General features: G+C 63.7%; 18 protein-coding genes. 7 read left to right on the plus strand and 11 right to left on the minus strand.

Translation table 11 applies throughout. From position 1 onward, the window contains the following. The first annotated feature begins 68 nt into the window (after window positions 1-68). The gene (ppx, locus tag ASB58_RS14160) at window positions 69-1,574 is read left to right on the plus strand and encodes an exopolyphosphatase (RefSeq protein ID WP_118131319.1); all 1,506 of its coding nucleotides are present in this window, start codon (window positions 69-71) and stop codon (window positions 1,572-1,574) included. Here the strand turns inward: ppx and ppk1 are convergent. Genes ppk1 through ASB58_RS14175 form a run of 3 tightly spaced genes read right to left on the minus strand, consistent with a single transcriptional unit; the run spans window position 1,553 to window position 6,076 of the window. After that, window positions 1,553-3,766, minus strand: coding sequence for a polyphosphate kinase 1 (ppk1, locus tag ASB58_RS14165; protein WP_096004492.1), 2,214 nt, complete (start codon window positions 3,764-3,766; stop codon window positions 1,553-1,555). The genes ppx and ppk1 overlap by 22 nt on opposite strands. Window positions 3,767-3,782: 16 nt before the next feature. Next, complete coding sequence (gene hemB / locus ASB58_RS14170; protein WP_118131320.1) at window positions 3,783-4,796, minus strand: porphobilinogen synthase; 1,014 nt, start codon at window positions 4,794-4,796, stop codon at window positions 3,783-3,785. Between the two features lie 47 nt (window positions 4,797-4,843). Beyond that, on the minus strand, window positions 4,844-6,076 hold the full coding sequence (locus ASB58_RS14175; protein ID WP_165771255.1) for a GGDEF domain-containing protein: 1,233 nt from the start codon (window positions 6,074-6,076) through the stop codon (window positions 4,844-4,846). 220 nt (window positions 6,077-6,296) lie between these two features. On the opposite strand from ASB58_RS14175, the gene ASB58_RS14180 reads away from it, so the two are divergent. Next, window positions 6,297-6,884, plus strand: coding sequence for a DUF6436 domain-containing protein (locus ASB58_RS14180; RefSeq protein WP_118131321.1), 588 nt, complete (start codon window positions 6,297-6,299; stop codon window positions 6,882-6,884). A gap of 48 nt (window positions 6,885-6,932) precedes the next feature. On the opposite strand, the gene ASB58_RS14185 is transcribed toward ASB58_RS14180, so the two are convergent. Then, window positions 6,933-7,382, minus strand: coding sequence for a YaiI/YqxD family protein (locus ASB58_RS14185; protein WP_118131322.1), 450 nt, complete (start codon window positions 7,380-7,382; stop codon window positions 6,933-6,935). Window positions 7,383-7,396: 14 nt separating this feature from the next. After that, a complete protein-coding gene (locus ASB58_RS14190) occupies window positions 7,397-9,310 on the minus strand; it encodes an ATP-binding cassette domain-containing protein (protein ID WP_118131323.1) in 1,914 nt (637 codons plus the stop codon). Between the two features lie 41 nt (window positions 9,311-9,351). On the opposite strand from ASB58_RS14190, the gene ASB58_RS14195 reads away from it, so the two are divergent. Continuing rightward, entirely contained in the window at window positions 9,352-9,810 is a 459-nt protein-coding gene (locus ASB58_RS14195) for a TIGR02444 family protein (RefSeq protein WP_118131324.1), read from the plus strand. Here ASB58_RS14195 and ASB58_RS14200 read toward each other — a convergent pair. The 6 genes from ASB58_RS14200 to ASB58_RS14225 form a co-directional block, all read right to left on the minus strand. Continuing rightward, entirely contained in the window at window positions 9,797-10,306 is a 510-nt protein-coding gene (locus ASB58_RS14200) for a hypothetical protein (RefSeq protein WP_096004484.1), read from the minus strand. The genes ASB58_RS14195 and ASB58_RS14200 overlap by 14 nt on opposite strands. A 25-nt stretch (window positions 10,307-10,331) precedes the next feature. After that, on the minus strand, window positions 10,332-10,805 hold the full coding sequence (rsd, locus tag ASB58_RS14205) for a sigma D regulator (RefSeq protein ID WP_118131325.1): 474 nt from the start codon (window positions 10,803-10,805) through the stop codon (window positions 10,332-10,334). 109 nt (window positions 10,806-10,914) lie between these two features. After that, the gene (locus ASB58_RS14210; RefSeq protein WP_096004482.1) at window positions 10,915-11,424 is read right to left on the minus strand and encodes a disulfide bond formation protein B; all 510 of its coding nucleotides are present in this window, start codon (window positions 11,422-11,424) and stop codon (window positions 10,915-10,917) included. A 131-nt stretch (window positions 11,425-11,555) separates the two neighbouring features. Further along, window positions 11,556-12,044, minus strand: coding sequence for a protein-export chaperone SecB (gene secB / locus ASB58_RS14215; RefSeq protein WP_096004481.1), 489 nt, complete (start codon window positions 12,042-12,044; stop codon window positions 11,556-11,558). Between the two features lie 50 nt (window positions 12,045-12,094). Beyond that, window positions 12,095-12,352, minus strand: coding sequence for a glutaredoxin 3 (grxC, locus tag ASB58_RS14220; protein ID WP_096004480.1), 258 nt, complete (start codon window positions 12,350-12,352; stop codon window positions 12,095-12,097). A 1-nt stretch (window position 12,353) separates the two neighbouring features. Then, window positions 12,354-12,776 (minus strand): rhodanese-like domain-containing protein, encoded by a 423-nt coding sequence (locus ASB58_RS14225; RefSeq protein WP_118131326.1) that lies wholly within the window; start codon window positions 12,774-12,776, stop codon window positions 12,354-12,356. A gap of 472 nt (window positions 12,777-13,248) precedes the next feature. Between ASB58_RS14225 and gpmI the strand changes: the two genes are divergently transcribed. From gpmI to ASB58_RS14245, 4 genes are read left to right on the plus strand one after another with little or no spacing between them, the layout of a single operon-like run. Next, complete coding sequence (gpmI, locus tag ASB58_RS14230) at window positions 13,249-14,787, plus strand: 2,3-bisphosphoglycerate-independent phosphoglycerate mutase (protein ID WP_118131327.1); 1,539 nt, start codon at window positions 13,249-13,251, stop codon at window positions 14,785-14,787. Window positions 14,788-14,793: 6 nt separating this feature from the next. Then, entirely contained in the window at window positions 14,794-15,978 is a 1,185-nt protein-coding gene (locus ASB58_RS14235) for a murein hydrolase activator EnvC family protein (protein ID WP_235827304.1), read from the plus strand. Window positions 15,979-16,027: 49 nt separating this feature from the next. Next, window positions 16,028-17,314 carry a S41 family peptidase gene (locus ASB58_RS14240; protein WP_096004477.1) on the plus strand — a complete coding sequence of 429 codons (1,287 nt, stop codon included), beginning with the start codon at window positions 16,028-16,030 and terminating at the stop codon, window positions 17,312-17,314. After that, window positions 17,311-18,267: a divergent polysaccharide deacetylase family protein gene (locus ASB58_RS14245; RefSeq protein WP_235827305.1), complete on the plus strand. Its 957-nt coding sequence runs from the start codon at window positions 17,311-17,313 to the stop codon at window positions 18,265-18,267. Before ASB58_RS14240 ends, ASB58_RS14245 begins: the two co-directional genes overlap by 4 nt. The last annotated feature ends 429 nt before the right edge of the window (window positions 18,268-18,696 follow it).

The following is an 18,696-nucleotide window of genomic DNA, read 5'->3' on the forward strand; positions in this document are numbered from 1 at the left end:
CCGTGCGGGTAAATGTCATTCGCGCGGTGCTAGAATCGGGAGCATTTGAAAATCCACGGGAAGAGCGCATGGCAGAGGCAGAAGCGAACGATTTTTCACTGGTGGCCGCGATTGACCTGGGCTCCAACAGCTTCCACATGGTGCTGGCGCGCGTTGAGCAGGGCGAGATTCGCATTCTCGAGCGGTTGGGCGAGAAGGTGCAGCTGGCCGCCGGGCTGGATGATGACAACATGCTCAGCGATGAGGCCATGCAGCGCGGGCTCGATTGTCTGCGGCGCTTCGCTCAACTGATCAATGGCCTGCCGCCGGGCGCGGTGAGGGTCGTGGCCACCAGCGCATTGCGTGAAGCGCGCAACCGCGGGCAGTTCATTCGTCAGGTGCAGCAGGTGCTGGGCCACCGCGTTGAAGTGATTTCCGGGCGCGAAGAGGCCCGGCTGATCTACCTCGGCGTGTCGCATACCCTGGCGGACGATGAAGGCAAGCGCCTGGTGGTGGACATCGGCGGTGGCAGCACCGAGTTTATCGTGGGCGAGCGCTTCGAGTCGCTGCTGCGCGAGAGTCTGAATGTCGGCTGTGTGGCCTTCAGTAAGCAGTTTTTCCCCGACGGGCGCATTACCGCCGCGCGCTACAGCCAGGCCTATACGGCGGCGCGACTGGAACTGATGAACATCGAACAGGCCATTCAGCGCCTGGGCTGGAGCGAGGCGGTGGGCGCCTCGGGCACCATCCGCTCGGTCGGGCAGTGCATTCAGGCCGGTGGGCGTGGCCAGGGTGAGGTCAACCGCGAAGGGCTGCAGTGGCTAAAACGCAAGGTGCTCAAGGCCTCGCATGTCGACAAGCTGGACATTCAGGGGCTCAAGCCGGATCGCCAGCCGATCCTGCCGGCGGGCCTGGCAATTCTCGAAGCGTTGTTCGACGCCCTGGGCGTTGAAGCCATGCCGCACTCCGAGGGCGCGCTGCGTGAAGGCGTACTGTATGACCTGCTGGGACGATACTCCCATGAGGACGTGCGTGAGCGCACCCTGAGTGCGCTGATGGAGCGCTACCACGTTGATCTGGACCAGGCGGCGCGGGTCGAGAACAAGGCGCTGCGGCTGTTGCACAAGGTTGAGCCGGCCTGGCAGCTGACGCAGAGCAAACTGGCAGCGATGCTGGTGTGGGCCGCGCGGGTGCACGAGATTGGTCTGGACATTGCGCACAACCAGTTCCACAAGCACGGCGCCTACCTGATCGAGCACTCGGATCTGCCGGGCTTCTCCCGACCGGACCAGCAGACGCTGGCGCTACTGGTACGCGGACACCGTCGCAATCTGCCGAGCAGTGATCGTCTGAGCGAGTTCGGTGATGAGGCTGTGACGCTGTTGCGCCTGTGCATGGTGCTGCGCCTGGCCATCCTCTACCACCACATCCGTGGCTTTCAGGACATGCCGGAAATGACCGTGGAGGCGGCGGAGGATGCGTTGGCGGTGACCTTCCCGGCTGGCTGGCTCGAAGACAACCCGCTGACGCAGGCTGACTTCGAGCGCGAGGCCCAATACTGGGCCAAGGCCGGTTACAGGTTGACGGTACGCTGAGGCGAGGCCAGCTTCTCCAGCAGCGTCGCCTGGGCGCTGCGGGGGATCTGGTTGCCGCTCGGTGAGCTGAGCAGGTAGGTGCCGTCGGGCTGCAGAATCCAGCTGCGGGTGTTGTCGGTGAGAAACACCTGCAGCTCCTGCTTGGCGCGGGTAATCAGCTTTTTGCCTTCCAGCGGGAAGCAGGTCTCGACGCGCTTGTCGAGGTTGCGCTCCATCATGTCGGCGCTGGACATCCACACCTGTTCCTGACCGTCGTTCAGGAAGTAATAGACCCGGCTGTGTTCCAGGAAACGGCCGATGATCGAACGAACGGTAATGTTGTGCGACACGCCCGGGATACCGGGGCGCAGGCAACACATGCCGCGCACGATCAGGTCGATCTTCACGCCGCACTGTGAGGCTTTGTACAGGGCCTTGATGATCTTGGCGTCGGTCAGGGAATTGGCCTTGGCGATAATGTGCGCCGGCTTGCCCGCCTGGGCATTCATGGTTTCGCGGTTGATCAGCTCCAGCAGGCGTTTTTTCAGGGTAAAGGGTGCCTGCAGCAGCTTTTTCATGCGCTGGGTCTTGCCCATGCCGATCAGCTGGTTGAACAGCTTGTGCACGTCCTCGGTGAGTGCCACGTCTGAGGTCAGGATGCTGTAATCGGTGTACAGGCGGGCGTTGCCGGCGTGGTAGTTGCCGGTGCCCAGGTGTACGTAGCGTTTCAGGTTCTTCTCTTCGCGGCGCAGAATCAGCATCATCTTGGCGTGGGTCTTGAAGCCCACCACGCCGTAGATCACCACCGCGCCGGCCTGCTGCAGGCGGCTGGCCAGCTGCAGGTTGGACTCTTCGTCAAAGCGTGCGCGCAGCTCGATCACCACGGTCACTTCCTTGCCATTACGGGCGGCATCGACCAGCGCGTTGACGATCTCGGAGTTGGCGCCGGTGCGGTACAGGGTCTGCTTGATCGCCAGCACATTAGGGTCCTGCGCCGCCTGACGCAGCAGGTCGACCACCGGGCTAAAGGACTCGTACGGGTGCTGCAGCAGGATGTCCTGCTTGCTGATCGCCTGGAACAGGTTGTCGGCGCTCGACAGCACCCGCGGCAGCCCCGGGCTGAAGGGCGGGAATTGCAGCTGCGGGTGATTTTCCAGGCCGGTAATGGAGAACAGGCGCGTCAGGTTGACCGGGCCGTTGACCTCGTACAGCTCCGCCTCGGTCAGGCCGAACTGCTTCAGCAAGAAGTCGGTCAGCGGTTTCGGGCAGTTGTCGGCCACCTCCAGGCGCACCGCGTCACCGTAGCGGCGTGACAGCAGCTCACCGCGCAGGGCGCGGGCCAGGTCATCGACCTCGTCCGGGTCGACAAACAGGTCGGCGTTGCGGGTCAGGCGGAACTGGTAACAGCCAAGGACCTTCATGCCGGGGAACAGCTCGTCGGCATGGGCGTGAATCATCGATGACAGGAATACAAAGTTGTCGCCACCGTCGCACAGCTCGTCGGGCAGGCGAATCAGGCGCGGCAGCGAGCGCGGCGCCGGGATGATCGCCATGCCGGAGTCGCGGCCGAAGGAGTCGATGCCCTCGAGCTGAACGATAAAGTTCAGGCTCTTGTTCACCAGCAGCGGGAAGGGGTGCGTCGGGTCCAGCCCGATCGGGCTGATGATCGGCGCGACCTGCTGGCGGAAGAAGCGGCGAATCCACAGGGTTTGCTTGTGCGTCCACTGGTAGCGGCGCAGAAAGCGAATGCCCTTTTCGTTCAGCTGGGGCAGCAGGATATCGTTGAGAATGCTGTACTGGCGGCTGACCTGATAGTGCGCGGTCTCGCTGATCTTGCTCAGTACCTGTTGAGGCTGCAGTCCGTCCGGGCCGGTTTGCTCGCGCGCGAAGGTAATCTGTTTTTTCAGGCCGGCAACGCGGATTTCAAAAAACTCATCCAGGTTGCTGGAGAAGATCAGCAGGAACTTCAGGCGCTCAAGCAGCGGGTAGGACTCATCCAGCGCCTGCTCCAGCACGCGGATGTTGAACTGCAGCTGCGACAGCTCGCGGTGAATGTAGAGCTCGGGCGCACCCAGATCTGGAACCGGTGCCGGTTCGGCCACCTTTTCGCTGACCTGGGCTGGTCGGGTTACCAGATCGGTACGCGGGCTGGCCTCGGGGGCTGGCGCCGCGCTGTCCTTGGTGGTGTCTCGGGTGCTGTTGAGCTCTGCCATGATCTCCTCGTTACGACTACTGTCGGCTCCGCAATTGGCGTGCTGCCGTCTTGGCAAAATAGGTCAGGATGCCGTCGGCTCCTGCGCGTTTGAAGGCGGTCAGTGATTCCAGAATCACCGCTTCACTGAGCCAGCCGTTGTTGATGGCGGCGCAGTGCATGGCGTACTCGCCACTGACCTGGTAAACAAAGGTGGGCACCTTGAAGGTGTCCTTCACCCGGTGCAGTACATCCAGATAGGGCATGCCCGGTTTGACCATGACCATGTCGGCTCCCTCTGACAGGTCGGCAGCGATTTCGTGCAGGGCCTCGTCGCTGTTGGCCGGGTCCATCTGGTAGGTGGCCTTGTTGCCCTTGCCGAGGTTGCCGGCCGAGCCGACCGCATCGCGGAACGGGCCGTAGTAGGCGCTGGCGTACTTGGCAGAGTAGGCAAGAATGCGGGTGTGAATGTGGCCGGCGGCTTCCAGCGCGTCGCGCATGGCACCCACCCGACCGTCCATCATGTCGGAGGGGGCGACAATGTCTGCGCCGGCGGCGGCGTGCGACAGGGTCTGTTTGACCAGCGCCTCGACGGTGATTTCATTCATCACGTAGCCGTCGTCATCAATGATGCCGTCCTGCCCGTGGGTGGTGAAGGGGTCCAGCGCGACGTCGGTAATCACCCCCAGCTGCGGATAGCGCGCTTTCAGGGCGCGTACGGCGCGTTGCGCCAGTCCGTCCGGGTTCCAGGCCTCGGCAGCGTCCAGTGACTTCTTCTCCAGCGGCGTCACCGGAAACAGGGCGATGGCCGGAATACCCAGCTCGACCAGCTCAGCGGCTTCATCCAGCAGCAGGTCGATCGACAGCCGTTCAATACCGGGCATGGAGGCAATCGCTTCGCGCTGTTGCTCGCCCTCAAGGACAAAGACGGGGTAGATCAGATCGTCCGCGGTCAGGGTGTTTTCACGCATCATGCGGCGGGAAAAATCATCCTTGCGCATGCGACGGGGACGGCTGGCAGGGAAGGGGCGCGGAACAGGGGAATAGCTCACAGGGACTCCAGGGGGGTGCGGGTCGCAGTGCACCTGTCTGACTGACGTTATACGTCAAGATTGTGACTGAATTGTGACAAGAGGCGCAGGGCGACCTGCTCCTGATCAGTCTGGCCGGGGGGCGGGGCCAGCTCGACGCGGTTGCGGCCTAGCGTCTTGGCACGGTAGAGCGCGGCATCGGCAGCGCCGAGCAGCGTGTTGAAATCATAACCGTGATGCTGCGAGCAGGCTACACCGAGACTGGCGGTGAGACTGATTGTCTCACCTGCGAGGCGCCAGGGAGCCTGGCTGATGCCGTGCCGGATGCGCTCGGCGACAGGTCTGGCCTGCTCGCTGTCGAGCCCCGGCAACAGCAGGGTGAACTCTTCGCCGCCAAAGCGGCCCAGCAGGTCGCGTGTGCGCAGGTGCTGGCTGATACGGTTGACCAGGTGGCAGAGCACGGCATCACCGGTTTGATGGCCAAAGTCGTCGTTGATGCGCTTGAAGTGGTCGGCGTCGACCATGATCAGGGTGACCGGCTCACCGCCGTGCTGCATGCGCGCCAGCAGGGCGCCCGCCTGCTGGTGCAGGCTGCGACGGTTCAGGGTGTCGGTCAGCCCGTCGCGCTCGGACAGGCGGTGCAGCGCTGCCAGATTGCGGTAGTGGGTCATCAGGATAAAGCCGGTGGCCATACCGATCTGTGCGGCCATCGCGCCGAGCAGAGTGATCAATTGCAGCGGACCGCCGAGCAAACTGGCGGCGCCGTTCCAGCCGAGTAGCGAGGCGACCGGTCGGGCCAGCAGCATCAGGCCGTAGAGCAGGGCGATAGCGCCGCTGAACCAGCAGGCCGAGCGCAATGGCGGTTCGGTGGGGCGCAGCAGCTCGCTGGCACACAACAAGCACAGGCCGCCGAGAATCACTGAGCTGATCGCGTAGCGCACGGCGTTGCTGTCAAACTGGTAGCGGAATAGGCCCAGCAGTATAACGATCAGCAGGGTGGCCAGCAGCGGCACCAGTTGTGGCTGACTCCGCTCAAAGAAGGCGCGGATGCCCAGCCAGACCAGCCCCAGCCCCAGCGTCATCAGGCCGTTGGCCAGCAGGATCGACAGCGTGTGATGCAGGTCGTCCTGGTTGACGTTGAGCATCAGGCCAAACATCAGCGCCAGATTGCCCAGCGCCCAGTGGCGCAAGCCGCGCTCGGCGCCCGCGTGCCAGGCGGCCAGCCCCAGCAGCAGTGTCATCATCAGAGTGACCAGACTGAGCGATAGCGTCAGGGTCTTGAGGTCAAGATCGGCAAGCATGCGCAGCAATATCCCTGGCCGTCGCGGCAGCCGTTTGTGCGGGTTCGTCCATGGCATTGGTGCTGCCAGGGAGGCAGTCTGCCAGCATGGGGACGGTAAACCAGTGCTGAGACAGAGCCAACCGCTCTGGCTTCAGGTTGTGGAGGGGTTTGCACAAATAGATTATCTACGACTGTGGCACAATGGTCGGCTATCTCTTTGTGTGGCAAGCGGTGGCGCAATGAATCTCTGGGTACGCAGGTTGCTGGTCTCTCTGGCGCTGCTGGTGTGGGTGGCCGGGCTAGGCTGGGCCTACTGGTGGTTTGAGGGGCGTTACATCAAGTCCTTCGAGCGACCGGTTTTTTTTCAGGCCGAGCAGGTTGCGCCGCCCTTCGCGCCAGGACAGGTCCAGGTGGTGCATGTGTGGCAGTCCAACTGCCCGTGCAGCGCCGGCCATGAAGCCTATGTTGAGGAAATGACCGCGCGCTTTGCCGCGCGCGGCGTGCGTTTTGCCCGCTCGGGGCAGCGCTTGGCAGCAGGTATGCCGACGGGGTTGGGGCAGCTGGACTATTGGGCATTGCCGGCGGCGTGGTCAGATTGGCCCGGCGCGCCTTCCATTGCCATTTGGTCTGCCGATGGCAGTCTTGCCTACGTGGGGCCCTATAGCGATGGCGCCCATTGCAGCGCTGACAGCAGCTTTGTCGAGCCGGTGCTGCAGGCGTTGCTGGACGGCCGCCGCGTCAACATCACCCAGCAGGACTCCGTCTCCTGTCTGTGTGATCTGCCCGCGGACCAGGAAGGTGCCGACGCCTCTCCGGTCAAACCGTAAGCCAGGCCGCCGATCGGTTGCAGCGAGCCGTCAGTGCCGTTGCAGCGATCAGCCCAGTCGCGCGATCAGGCGGTCCAGTGCGTTGGCAAAGGCCTGTTTATCCTTGTCGCTGTAGGGCGGTGGGCCGCCACGGCCGGCCAGTCCGGCGCCGCGCAGTTCGTCCATCAGGTTGCGCACGGCCAGGCGTTCGCCAATGCTGCCCTTGTCATAGATCTGTCCGCGCGGGTTGATGGCGGTGACCCCGCGGTCGACCAGGCCGGCGGCCAGCGGAATGTCGGCGGTGACCACCAGGTCGCCCGGGCGGGCGTGCTCGATGATGTAGTGATCCGCGGCATCGGCGCCTGAGGCGACGATCACCTGACGCACGCCGGGCCCCGGCGGCAGCTGCTGCGCGCTGTTGGCTACCAGCACCAGCTCGATCTGCTTGCGGCGTGCCGCCTTGACCGTTACATCGCGTACCGGTCTTGGGCAGGCGTCGGCGTCAATCCATAGGGTCATTAGGGCTCCCGGCGTCAGTCGCCATTGAGTTCGGTCTGCAGGGCTTCCAGCTCGTCCTGCGCCTGTAGCCAGTCTTCTTCCAGCTGGGCGATACGCTGGCGGTAGTCGGTCTGCTGGCTCAGCAGGGTTTTCAGGCGGTCCTTGCTGTCGGCCTCGTAGAGGCTGCTGTCGGCCAGCGCGTTTTCCACCTCCGCATTCAGTTCGCTGACGCGGTTCAATTCCTGTTCCAGCTTGTCCGCGGCCTTTTTCAAGGGTGCCAGGCGTTGGCGCTGTTCGGCGGCGGCACGGCGCTGGGCCTTGGCGTCGACCTTGGGGGCGCTGCTGGTGGGCTCGGGTGCGTTGGCGGCCGCCTGTTGCTGGCGGAACTGCGCCAGCCAGCGAGTGTAGCTGTCCAGGTCTTCGTTGTAGGTCTGGACGCGGCCGTCGGCGACCAGCCACAGCTCGTCGGTGGTGTCGCGAATCAGTGCGCGATCGTGTGAGACCAGCAGCATGGCACCCTCAAAGGCCTGCAGGGCAACTGTGAGCGCGTGACGCATTTCCATGTCGAGATGGTTGGTCGGTTCGTCGAGCAGCAGCAGGTTGGGCCGCTGCCAGGCAATCAGCGCCAGTGCCAGCCGGGCTTTCTCGCCACCCGAGAAGTTCAATACCGGCTCCTCGATGCGATCGCCCTTGAAGTCGAAGCCGCCGAGGAAGTTGCGCAGTACCTGGTCACGCTCCTCCGGTGCCAGGCGCGCCAGATGCAGCAGCGGGCTGGCTTTCGGGTCCAGGCTGTCGAGCTGGTGCTGGGCGAAGTAGCCAATGGCTAGATGTTCTCCCGTTTTCAGCTCGCCGCCGATCAGCGGCAGGCTGCCGGCCAGTGACTTGATCAGCGTCGACTTGCCGGCGCCGTTCGGCCCCAGCAGGCCGATGCGCGCGCCGGGAGCCAATTGCAGTTTGACCTGCTCAAGAATGGCCTTGCCGTCGTAGCCAAGGGTGCCCTGATGCAGGTCCAGCAGCGGCATTGACTGGTTGGCGGCCTCGCGAAAGCTGAAGGAAAAGGGCGAGTCGACATGCGCCGGGCCGAGCTCTTCCATGCGCTCCAGAGCTTTCAGTCGGCTCTGCGCCTGCTTGGCCTTGCTCGCCTTGGCGCGAAAGCGGGCGATATAGCTCTGCATGTGTTCGCGCTGGGCCTGTTGTTTCTCGAACGCCGATTGCTGCTGGGCCAGACGTTCGGCGCGGGTGCGCTCGAACTGGCTGAAACCGCCGCGGTACAGATGCAGGCTGCGGTTCTCGAAATGCACGATATGCTCGACGACCGCGTCGAGGAAGTCGCGGTCGTGGGAAATCAGCAGCAGGGTGCCGGGATAGCTGCGCAACCAGTCTTCCAGCCAGAGGATGGCGTCCAGATCGAGGTGGTTGGTCGGCTCGTCGAGCAGCAGCAGATCGGAGGGGCACATCAGCGCCTGCGCCAGGTTCAGGCGCATGCGCCAGCCGCCGGAGAAGTCGCCGACCCGGCGCTCGCATTGCTCGGTGCTGAAGCCCAGGCCAGCCAGCAGGGTGCGGGCCCGGGCGTCGGCGCTAAAGCCGCCGTGGCTGTCCAGCTCGGCGTACAGCGCGCCAAGCGCTTCGGCCTGCTCCTGTTGCTCGGCGGTGGCCAGGCGTTGCTGGATGTCGCGCAGCCGCTGGTCGCCGTCGAGGACATAGTCCACGGCGTTGCGCTCCAGCGCGCTGACTTCCTGCTGCATGTGGGCGATGCGCCAGTCAGCGGGAATGCTGCAGCTGCCGGCGTCGGGCTCGATCTGCCCGCGCAGCAGCGCGAACAGGCTGGATTTTCCGGCACCATTGGTGCCCAGCAAGCCGACCTTCTGGCCGGCATGCAGGGTAAGATTGGCGTGTTCAAGCAGTCGCAGGGGCCCGCGCTGCAGAGTAAGAGAGTCGATGCTGATCATGGGGCGGGAGTATATCAGCGCCGCCGGTTGGGAGAAGAGCAATGAGTAAGGGAGCGTTGGCGCGGTGGAGCGAGCAGGTGTACGCACGTGAGGGCGTCGCGCCGACGCTGCTGGCGCTGCAGGACGAGAGTGGCGAGGATGTATTGCTGCTGTTACTGGCTGCCTGGCTGCAGCAACAGGGGCGGACCTTGTCCACCGATGTCTGGCAGCAGGTGCATGCGCAGCAGGCTTGCTGGCGTGAGGAGCTGATGCTGCCGCTGCGTCAGGCCCGTCGCGCGCTTGCGCAGCAGATCGCCTTGCAGGCGCAATATCAGCGGCTCAAGGCGATAGAGATCGAGGTCGAGTTGCAGCGCTTGCAAGTGCTGGAAGACAGCCTGGGGCGGGGCGATTGCGCTGATCAGGCGGTGCAGGCAGCGTTGGGCGCTGCCTGCTCAGGGCCGGTGAACGGTCGGCGTGCGCAGCTGCTGGTGCAGCTGGCCGGGCTGCTCAGCCTTCGCTAGCTGCCGGAGCTGGCTTGCTGGTAGCAGGCTTGCGGCGGGCCGGGGCGCGGCGGCTGCGGGGCTTGGCGGCCGGTTTGGGCGCGTCGCGCTTCTCCAGTGCCTGGCCAACCTGGGCGTCGATGCGCTCGAGCCCTTTGGCCAGGCGCAGGGTCTGGCGCACGTCGGCTTCGAGTTGCTTGATGTAGCTTTCGGCGCTATCGCGCGCGGTCTTCAGCTCGTCTAGCGCCGCCTGCAGGTCAGCCAGTTTGCGGCGGGTCTTGCTGGCGGGCTTGTCCGGGTCTTCGGCGGTGCGGTTGGCGAGTTTCTCTTCGGCCTGGCGCAGCTTGAGTTCCAGTTTTTCCTGCTGACGCAGCAGCTTCTCGTGGGCCTTGCGCGCATCCTTCTCAGCCGTGCTGCAGGCTTCTGCCAGATGCTCATTGAGCGTGCGGGTCAAGGTCTGCAGCAGGTGCAGCGGAGAGGAAACCTTGTCGTTGGAGCTGGGAGTGTCGGTGGTCACGCGTGATCTTCCTGTGCCTGGCCCCTCAGACGGCGCTGAGCAGGTCCTTGTGAGCGTTGTGGAGTACTTCGATCAGACAGTCTTCAAGCTCAAATCGTTCATGCAGCATGCCGCCAAGTTGCTGCAGCTGCGTCTGCATGGCCGCTTCGTCGTCGGCACGAGCGCTTTGCCCGTACTGATCATTGAAGCCAACGGCCTGCAGGGTAATGGTTTCGATGCGCGGGTAGACCCGATGCGCCAGCTCGATGCCGCGCTGGTCGTCGAAGTCCTGCGCTTCGCGTAGTAATTGTTCGTAGATTTCGAAATGTCCGGCCGACACGTAGTCGACCAGGATGTCGCAGAAGGCAGTCAGTTCGCTGTCCGTTTGCGTGCTTGGCTCGGGACGCTCGCGCAGCTGGCGGTAATTGAGGATCAGCTGTTGGCGCTCCGCCAGCCAGCGGTCGATCAGCTGGTGGACGCCGCCCCAGCGCTCCTGGGCATTTGTGCAACTGTCCAGCATCTTCCACCTCTTCTTCCGGTGTCGGTCGGGCCGACTTGGGTGTATGTGTTCCGGGTCGCAACAGAATAGGCCAGTGGGCGTGACGGCATCAAGACTTCTGTGCAGTTGCTCAGTCGACCTTGCGCACCAGCTGCATCAGGCCGAACAGCGTAAAGCAGATAAAAGCGATCAGGGTGCCCTCGGCGATACTCAGGCCGAGGAAGGTCCAGGTCACTTCGGCACACTGAGCGGTGCCGCTGAGCACCTGACTGAGCACGTCCCACAACGGCAAGGTTTCAAGCATGTAGTCGAGCGGCAGGATGCAGGACGGCACCTGATCCGGCGGCAGGTGCTGCAGCCAGACCTGACGCGCGGCGGTGCCGGCGCCGAGCAGGCTGGCCACGGTGATCAGTGCGCCATAGATGCGCGCGCCCGTGCGTTTGCCGTTGCGCGGTTCGGGATTGTGCAGCACGGCAGCCAGGCAGATAACACCAATGACCATCACCGCGATGCGTTGCAGAATGCACAATGGGCAGGGTTCCAGCCCGACGCCATGCTCCAGATAGAGTGCGGCGGTCATCAGCAGCACGCAGACAATAAGGGCTAGCAGATACAGGGGGCGAGAAGCCGGGAGGGTCATGCGTGATTCCGTCTGTTGGTGGCTGTGCGGTTGCCTACCTTAGAGCATGCGCTACAGGGCGCACAAGACGAATTATGTGGCGGGGTGTCGCAGTGACTGCCGGGCAGGCTGGCTGCCCGGCAGCAGGCCGATCAGGCGGTGCCGGCGGCTTCGCTGGCGCGGCGCTGTTCGGATTGGGCGAACAGGGCGTCGAAGTTGACCGGCGACAGCATCAGGGGAGGGAAGCTGCCACGCAGGACCAGGTTGTCGATCGCTTCGCGTGCGTAGGGGAACAGGATGTTCGGGCAGAAGGCACCCAGGGTGTGGCGCAGAGACGCGTCGTCCAGGCCGTTGATGGCGAAGATGCCGGCTTGCTGCACTTCAGCAATGAAGCAGGTTTCGTTCTCGCCGGTGGTGACCGTCGCGTTGACCGACAGCACGACTTCGTAGATGCCGGGCTGCAGTTCGCTGTTGCGGGTATTCAGGTCCAGATTGACGTGGGGGCTCCACTGGGTCTGGAAAATGGCCGGCGCCTTGGGCGACTCAAAGGAAAGGTCTTTGACGTAAATGCGCTGTACGCTGAATTGTGGCTGGTTAGCCTGAGCGCCGTTGGCAGCTTGATTGTTCTGTTCTTCGGCCATCGTGAAAATCCTTGGTGTGATGGTAATTGATGCGTGTTGGAAAGAGCTGCTTACCCTGCCAGCAGCGCATCCAGTTGTCCAGCGCGTGCGCAGGCATAGAGTTCGTCGCAGCCGCCAACGTGGGTGTCGCCAATCCAGATCTGCGGCACCGAAGTGCGCCCACCGGCAAGTCGGGTCATTTCTGCACGGACGGCGGGCTGGCCGTCGACGCAGATTTCTTGGAAGTCGACGCCCTTGCTGGCCAGCAATTGCTTGGCGCGCATGCAGAAGGGGCAATAGTCGCTGCTGTAGATGACAACGTCAGCCATGTTATTTGACCAATGGCAGATTGTCGGAGCGCCAGCTGGCGATGCCGCCGGACAGGCGCACTACGTTGTCGTGGCCAGCGGCCTTGAGTTGCTTGGCGCAGCTGCCGGCGTGCTGGCCAGCGGCGCAGACCAGCAGCAGCGGCTTGCCCTTGTGCTTGTCCAGTTCGCCCATGCGGCTGGTCAGCGACTCATAGGGGATGTTCAGCGAGTCGACAATGTGGCCGGCACTGAAGTCTTTCTTGGGGCGCAGGTCGATGACCACCGCGTTCTCGCGGTTGATCAGGGTAGTCGCTTCGCCGGTGCTCACGGCCTTGCCGCTCTTGCGGCCTTCGGTGAACAGCAGCAGGGCCAGTACGACTAGAAAGGCGCTGGTCAGCAGGTAGTGATTGCCGATGAATTCGATCAGATGTTGAAGAAACTGCATTGACGGGCTTCCGGGCGGTAAAAAGAGGGCGAGTATACACTAAGGGAAGCACTGATTAATTCCGCATTCCCTCTGGCTTTCAGGTCGGTCCCCAACCAAGGCGCAGGTTCGAGGGCATGGCGCAGAGCACGGCGCAGCATGAGTGCCCCTCCGGGCGAGCGTTCAAGCATGCATATGCGGCGTTGCGCTGCTTGCCAATAGAACCACTATTGACCGCACCGCGCGCCTTGCATCTACACGCTTGAGCACTCGCAGAGGGCGCGCGGAAGTAGTCAGTGCTTCCCAAGGGCGCATTGATTAATTCCGCATTCCCTCTGGCGTTTAGGCCTGGTTGCAATCAATGCGGGGTTCAGGGCTGCCCAGGACCGAGCCGAGCATGACAGCCGGGGGGTGGGCAAGTAAACTGTCTGGCAGATTTGCGGCGGCGATGCCCGCGGTTCCCCTTGAACACTCCCAACGAGAGCTTTGTGCAATGACAGCAGCCCCTAAACCCGTAGTACTGATGATTCTGGATGGCTTCGGTCACAGCGACTCCCCCGACTCCAACGCCATCATGGCTGCCAACACGCCGGTTTGGGACAAGCTCTGGGCAGCTGCACCGCACACGCTGGTTTCCGGCTCGGGTATGGACGTGGGGCTGCCGGACGGGCAGATGGGCAACTCCGAAGTCGGGCACATGAATCTGGGTGCCGGTCGGGTGGTCTATCAGGACTTTACCCGCGTCACCAAGTCGATTCAGGACGGTGAGTTTTTTGCCAACGAGGTTATCTGTGGCGCGGTCGACAAGGCGGTGGCCGCCGGTCGGGCTGTTCACATCATGGGCCTGCTGTCCGACGGTGGCGTCCACAGCCATCAGGACCACCTGGTCGCTATGGTCGAGCTGGCCGCCAAGCGCGGCGCCGAGCAGATCTACGTGCACGGTTTTCTGGATGGTCGCGATACGCCACCACGCAGTGCAGCGCCGTCGCTGCAACTGATGGAAGACGCCTACGCGCGCCTGGGCAAGGGGCGTACCGCCAGCCTGATTGGTCGCTACTTTGCCATGGATCGCGACAACCGCTGGGATCGGGTTGAGGCCGCCTACAGCCTGATTACCGAAGGGCAGGGCGAGTTTGCCGCCGAGAACGCCGCCGATGCCCTGGCTGCGGCTTACGAGCGTGGCGAGAGTGACGAGTTTGTCAAAGCGACCACTATCGGCTCTCCAGTCAAGGTGGAGGATGGCGACGCGGTGGTGTTCATGAACTTCCGTGCCGACCGTGCCCGCGAGCTGAGCCGCGCCTTCGTTGAGCCGGCTTTCAGTGGTTTCCCCCGTCAGCGCGAACTCAAGCTGGCCGGCTACGTCATGCTGACCCAGTACGCTGCTGACATTCCGGCGCCCTGTGCCTTCCCGGCCGGCACGCTGGTCAACGTGCTGGGCGAGTATCTGGCGGCGCAGGGCAAAACCCAGCTGCGCATTGCCGAGACGGAAAAGTACGCTCATGTCACCTTCTTCTTCTCCGGCGGCCGCGAGGAGCCCTTCGAGGGCGAAGAGCGTATTTTGATTCCTTCCCCGCAAGTCGCGACCTACGACCTGCAGCCCGAGATGAGCGCGCCCGAGGTCACCGACCGCATTGTCGAGGCGATCGAGCAGCAGCGCTACGACGCCATTATCGTCAACTATGCCAACGGCGACATGGTTGGCCACACCGGCGTGTTCGAGGCCGCTGTGGCGGCGGTGGAGTGTCTGGACAAGTGCATCGCCCGGATCGCCGCAGCGCTGGAGAAAGTCGGCGGCGAGGCGCTGATCACCGCCGACCATGGCAACGTTGAGCAGATGTCTGATCACACTACCGGTCAGGCCCACACCGCGCACACCTGCGAGCCGGTGCCCTTTGTCTACGTCGGGCCGCGCCAGGTCGAGATGCGCGAGGGTGGCATCCTCTCCGACGTGGCGCCCACTTTGCTGACCCTGATGGGGCTGCCGCAACCGGCCGAGATGACCGGGCGCAGCATCATCACGCGGGTGCAGTAAGCCGACATGCGCACGCAAGGACGCGCACGGACCCGAAGCTGGCTGCTCGCCGCGGTGCTGGCGCTGGGTGGCGCCACGGCGCTGCCGCTGTCGGCCGATCAGTCTGAGGACGCGCGCGCGGCGAGAGCCGAGTTGGAAAAGGCGCAGGCTGACATCGAGCGGCTGAAGGCGGTGCTGGATGAGCTGCGTCAGGAGGCTACCGGCCTGGAGGCCGAACTCAAGGAAAGTGAAACCGACATCGGTCGCCTGCAGCGCGAAAGCGGCGAACTGGAGCAGCAGATCCGTGACGGCGAAAGCCGCTTGCAGGAGCTGCACGATCAGGCGGCGCAGCTGCAGGCCTCGCTCGACGCCCAGCAAGAGCAGATTGCCCGCCAGGTGCGCGCCGCCTACATGGCCGGGCAGCAGGGCTATATGAAACTGCTGCTCAATCAGGATGACCCGGGCCGCATGGCGCGCATGCTGCGTTACTACGAGTACGTTGGCCGTGCGCGGGTCGAGGAAATCGGTCGGTTCAACGACACCATCGCCCAGGTGCAGCAGGCGTCCGCCGCCGCGGCAGCGCAGCAGAACGAACTCCAGCAACAGCGCGAAGGTCTGGCTAATCGGGCCGAAGCGCTGCGCGTTGAGCAGCGTCGGCGCACCCAGGTGCTGGCCTCGCTGCAGGGCCAGCAGCGCTCGCAAAGCGAACAGTTACGCAGTCGCGAAGCGGAACGTGCGGAACTCAACAGGGTTATCAAGCGTCTTGAAGAGGCAGTGGTGAGTATTCCCACGCCGGCCGGCAATCAGCCCTTCGCTCAGGCGCGTGGCAAGTTGCCGCTGCCGTTGCGAGGGCGTATTCAGGCACGGTTTGGCAGTCAGCGTGGCAGTGATGCGCGACTGAAGTGGGACGGCTTGCTGATCAGTGCAGCAGCGGGGAGCCAGGTCAGCGCCATTCACGGCGGCCGGGTGGTGTTCGCCGACTGGTTGCGCGGTTCTGGCCTGCTGATGATTCTGGATCACGGTGACGGCTATCTCAGCCTGTATGGCCACAATCAGAGCTTGCTGAAGGAAGTAGGCACCTGGGTGCAGCCGGGCGAGGCGATTGCAACGGTCGGCACCAGTGGCGGGCAGGCTGACCCGTCGCTGTACTTTGCCATTCGTCATCGCGGTCAGGCGCTGGACCCGGCACGCTGGTGTATGCTGTCTGGATGACAGCGCGCTGGTGGGGTGGCCGCTCGATTTCCCTGGATTGGAGAGTTACATGATTGCAGCGCGTAGTCTGTTGGTGGCCGGTCTGAGTCTGGCGTTTGTCATGCCCCTGCAGGCACAGGAGCAAGCTGCCGAGGCAGCCGCAGCCCCCCTGCCGCTAAACGAGTTGCGCACCTTTGCCGAAGTGTTCGAGCGCATTCGCGCTGCCTACGTCGAGCCTGTCGACGATGCCACCCTGCTGGACAACGCCGTGCGCGGCATGCTCGAAGGGCTGGACCCGCACTCGGCCTATCTCACGCCCGAAGACTACACCGGCTTACAGGACACGACTGAAGGCCAGTTTGGCGGTCTGGGGATTGAAGTTGGCCAGGAGGACGGTTTTCTCAAGGTAGTCTCGCCCATCGATGACACCCCGGCGGCGGAAGCCGGGATCGAGGCGGGCGACCTGATCGTCAAGATCGACGACCAACCGGTCAAGGGTATGAGCCTGATGGACGCGGTGGACCGCATGCGCGGCGAGCCCGGCTCGGAGATCCGCCTGACGCTGGTGCGCGGCAGTGGTCGTCCCTTTGAGGTCACCCTCACCCGGGCCATCATCAAGGTCAAGAGCGTCAAGACCGAAGAGCTGGAGCCCGGTTACTCGCTGCTGCGCATTACCCAGTTCCAGAACAATACCGGTGACGAAGTACGCACCAGCCTCAACCGTCTCAATGCCAACGGTGATCTGAAGGGGCTGGTACTGGACCTGCGCAACAACCCGGGTGGGGTGTTGCAGTCAGCGGTTGAAGTCGTCGACAGCTTTGTCGATCAGGGGCTGATCGTTTACACCAAGGGGCGCTTGAGCAACGCCGAGCTGCGTTACAGCGCCACCAGCAGCAACCCCTCCGGCAATGTGCCGCTGGTGGTGTTGATCAACGGTGGCTCCGCTTCGGCTTCGGAGATTGTCGCTGGTGCCCTGCAGGATCATGGCCGCGGCGTGATCATGGGAACTGACAGTTTTGGCAAGGGCTCGGTGCAGACCGTGTTGCCGCTGAACAATGATCGTGCGCTTAAGCTGACCACTGCGCTGTACTACACGCCCAAGGGGCGCTCGATTCAGGCTCAGGGCATCGTCCCCGATATCCGTGTCGAGCGCGCTCATGTCACCCTGGATGATGTCGATGATAGCGGCGGCTACCGCGAAGCAGACTTGGCCGGCCACCTGAACAACGCCAGTGGTCAGGAGCGCCCGACCGGCAGCATGCCGCAGCGTGAGCGCGATGCCCGCGACGCCGATTACCAGCTCAACCAGGCGCTGAATCTGCTCAAGGGCCTTAACATCGTCCGCAACGTAGAGTGAGGCTCGGTGTCTGTGCCGGGCTGCTCCGCGGCCTGGCAGGCTTGCTGCTGGCGGCGCTGGCAGCTTGCTCGGACGATAGCGCCGAGCAGCCCCCTGCGCCGACCGCTGCTGATAAGCCGGTGCAGCAGGTTGCGCCTTTGCCGCTGCCACCCGAGCCGCTGGTCATCCCGCCGGAGAATATTCCGCCAGGTGTTCCTGACGCGCCTGCCGAGGCGCCACCTGAGCTGCCGGGTACGGTGCCGGCCGACGCCGTCGAGCCGCCCGTTTCAGAGCCGCTGCCCGCCGCCCCGGCATTACCTCGCCTGGCGATTGTCATTGATGACGTTGGTCAGAGTCTGACCACCGGGCGGCGTGTGCTGGCACTGCCGGGGCCGGTTGCGCTGGCGATATTGCCGCTGCTGCCTCACTCCCAGACGCTGGCCAGCGAAGCCGCTGCTGCCGGCAAGCCGGTGATGCTGCATCTGCCGATGGAAAATATGGCCGGCCTGTCGATTGGCCCGGGCGGGCTTACCACGACGATGCCCGAAGCCGAGTTTCGCTCTCGCCTGCAGCAGGCGCTGAACGCCTTCAGCCCGATCCAGGGTGTCAACAATCATATGGGCAGTCGCCTGACTGCCGATCGCCAGCGCATGGACTGGTTGATGCAGGTGTTGGCCGAGCGGCAGCTATTTTTTGTCGACAGCCGTACCACCGCGCAAACCCAGGCCGCCTTCGCTGCTGAGGCCGCGCAGGTGCCCCACGTCTCCCGCGACATCTTTCTGGATAACGTACGCAGCGAAGCCGAGATCGATCACGAGTTTCGCCTGGTACTGGCGCGGGCGCGCAAGCAGGGCTCAGCCGTGCTGATCGGTCATCCCTATCCGGAAACCCTGGCTTATTTGGAGCGCCGCTTGCCGCAGCTGGAGGCGGAAGGGGTGCAGTTGGTGAGTGTGCAGGTGTTGTTGGAGCGGTAGCTGCTTGATCGTTGATCGCTCCCATGCCCTGCGTGGGAGCGCCTGTTAGTCAGGACGCTCTGCGTCCGGCTCTCGGCCGCAGTGTTGTCTGGCAAGTCGCCTTTCGCCTTTTACGGCGAGCCAAGGGGGCTGCTTGCCCAGCCCCCAAAGGGAAGCGCTAACCCATTTCACACGCCCTCTGCGAGTGCTCAAGCATGCAGATGCAAGGCGCGATGTGCAGTCAATAGTGGTTCTATTTGCAAGCAGCGCAACGCTGTCAGATGCATGCTTGAGCGCTCGCCCTAAGGGGCGGTCAGGCCGGTCCGAACTCTGCGTTGTGATTTCTCGACAGGTCCCGACATGCCTTCGAAACCACGCCTTGATTGCGGACCGGCCTGACCGCCAGAGGGAATGTGAAATGGGTTATCGCTTCCCGAAATCCCCCGGGCA

The organism is Pseudomonas abyssi, from assembly GCF_003444685.1.
Classification (GTDB): Bacteria; Pseudomonadota; Gammaproteobacteria; order Pseudomonadales; family Pseudomonadaceae; genus Halopseudomonas; species Halopseudomonas abyssi.

What these genes read in the sequence shown, in the direction of transcription:
- ASB58_RS14195 (WP_118131324.1), top strand. Translation starts at nt 9,352, where the DNA reads ATGAGTAAGGGAGCGTTGGCGCGGTGGAGCGAGCAGGTGTACGCACGT.
- ASB58_RS14175 (WP_165771255.1), bottom strand. Translation starts at nt 6,076, where the DNA reads ATGCTTGCCGATCTTGACCTCAAGACCCTGACGCTATCGCTCAGTCTG.
- ppk1 (WP_096004492.1), bottom strand. Translation starts at nt 3,766, where the DNA reads ATGGCAGAGCTCAACAGCACCCGAGACACCACCAAGGACAGCGCGGCG.
- ASB58_RS14190 (WP_118131323.1), bottom strand. Translation starts at nt 9,310, where the DNA reads ATGATCAGCATCGACTCTCTTACTCTGCAGCGCGGGCCCCTGCGACTG.
- ASB58_RS14235 (WP_235827304.1), top strand. Translation starts at nt 14,794, where the DNA reads ATGCGCACGCAAGGACGCGCACGGACCCGAAGCTGGCTGCTCGCCGCG.
- ASB58_RS14185 (WP_118131322.1), bottom strand. Translation starts at nt 7,382, where the DNA reads ATGACCCTATGGATTGACGCCGACGCCTGCCCAAGACCGGTACGCGAT.
- rsd (WP_118131325.1), bottom strand. Translation starts at nt 10,805, where the DNA reads ATGCTGGACAGTTGCACAAATGCCCAGGAGCGCTGGGGCGGCGTCCAC.
- ASB58_RS14225 (WP_118131326.1), bottom strand. Translation starts at nt 12,776, where the DNA reads ATGCAGTTTCTTCAACATCTGATCGAATTCATCGGCAATCACTACCTG.
- gpmI (WP_118131327.1), top strand. Translation starts at nt 13,249, where the DNA reads ATGACAGCAGCCCCTAAACCCGTAGTACTGATGATTCTGGATGGCTTC.
- ppx (WP_118131319.1), top strand. Translation starts at nt 69, where the DNA reads ATGGCAGAGGCAGAAGCGAACGATTTTTCACTGGTGGCCGCGATTGAC.
- ASB58_RS14210 (WP_096004482.1), bottom strand. Translation starts at nt 11,424, where the DNA reads ATGACCCTCCCGGCTTCTCGCCCCCTGTATCTGCTAGCCCTTATTGTC.
- grxC (WP_096004480.1), bottom strand. Translation starts at nt 12,352, where the DNA reads ATGGCTGACGTTGTCATCTACAGCAGCGACTATTGCCCCTTCTGCATG.
- ASB58_RS14240 (WP_096004477.1), top strand. Translation starts at nt 16,028, where the DNA reads ATGATTGCAGCGCGTAGTCTGTTGGTGGCCGGTCTGAGTCTGGCGTTT.
- secB (WP_096004481.1), bottom strand. Translation starts at nt 12,044, where the DNA reads ATGGCCGAAGAACAGAACAATCAAGCTGCCAACGGCGCTCAGGCTAAC.
- ASB58_RS14180 (WP_118131321.1), top strand. Translation starts at nt 6,297, where the DNA reads ATGAATCTCTGGGTACGCAGGTTGCTGGTCTCTCTGGCGCTGCTGGTG.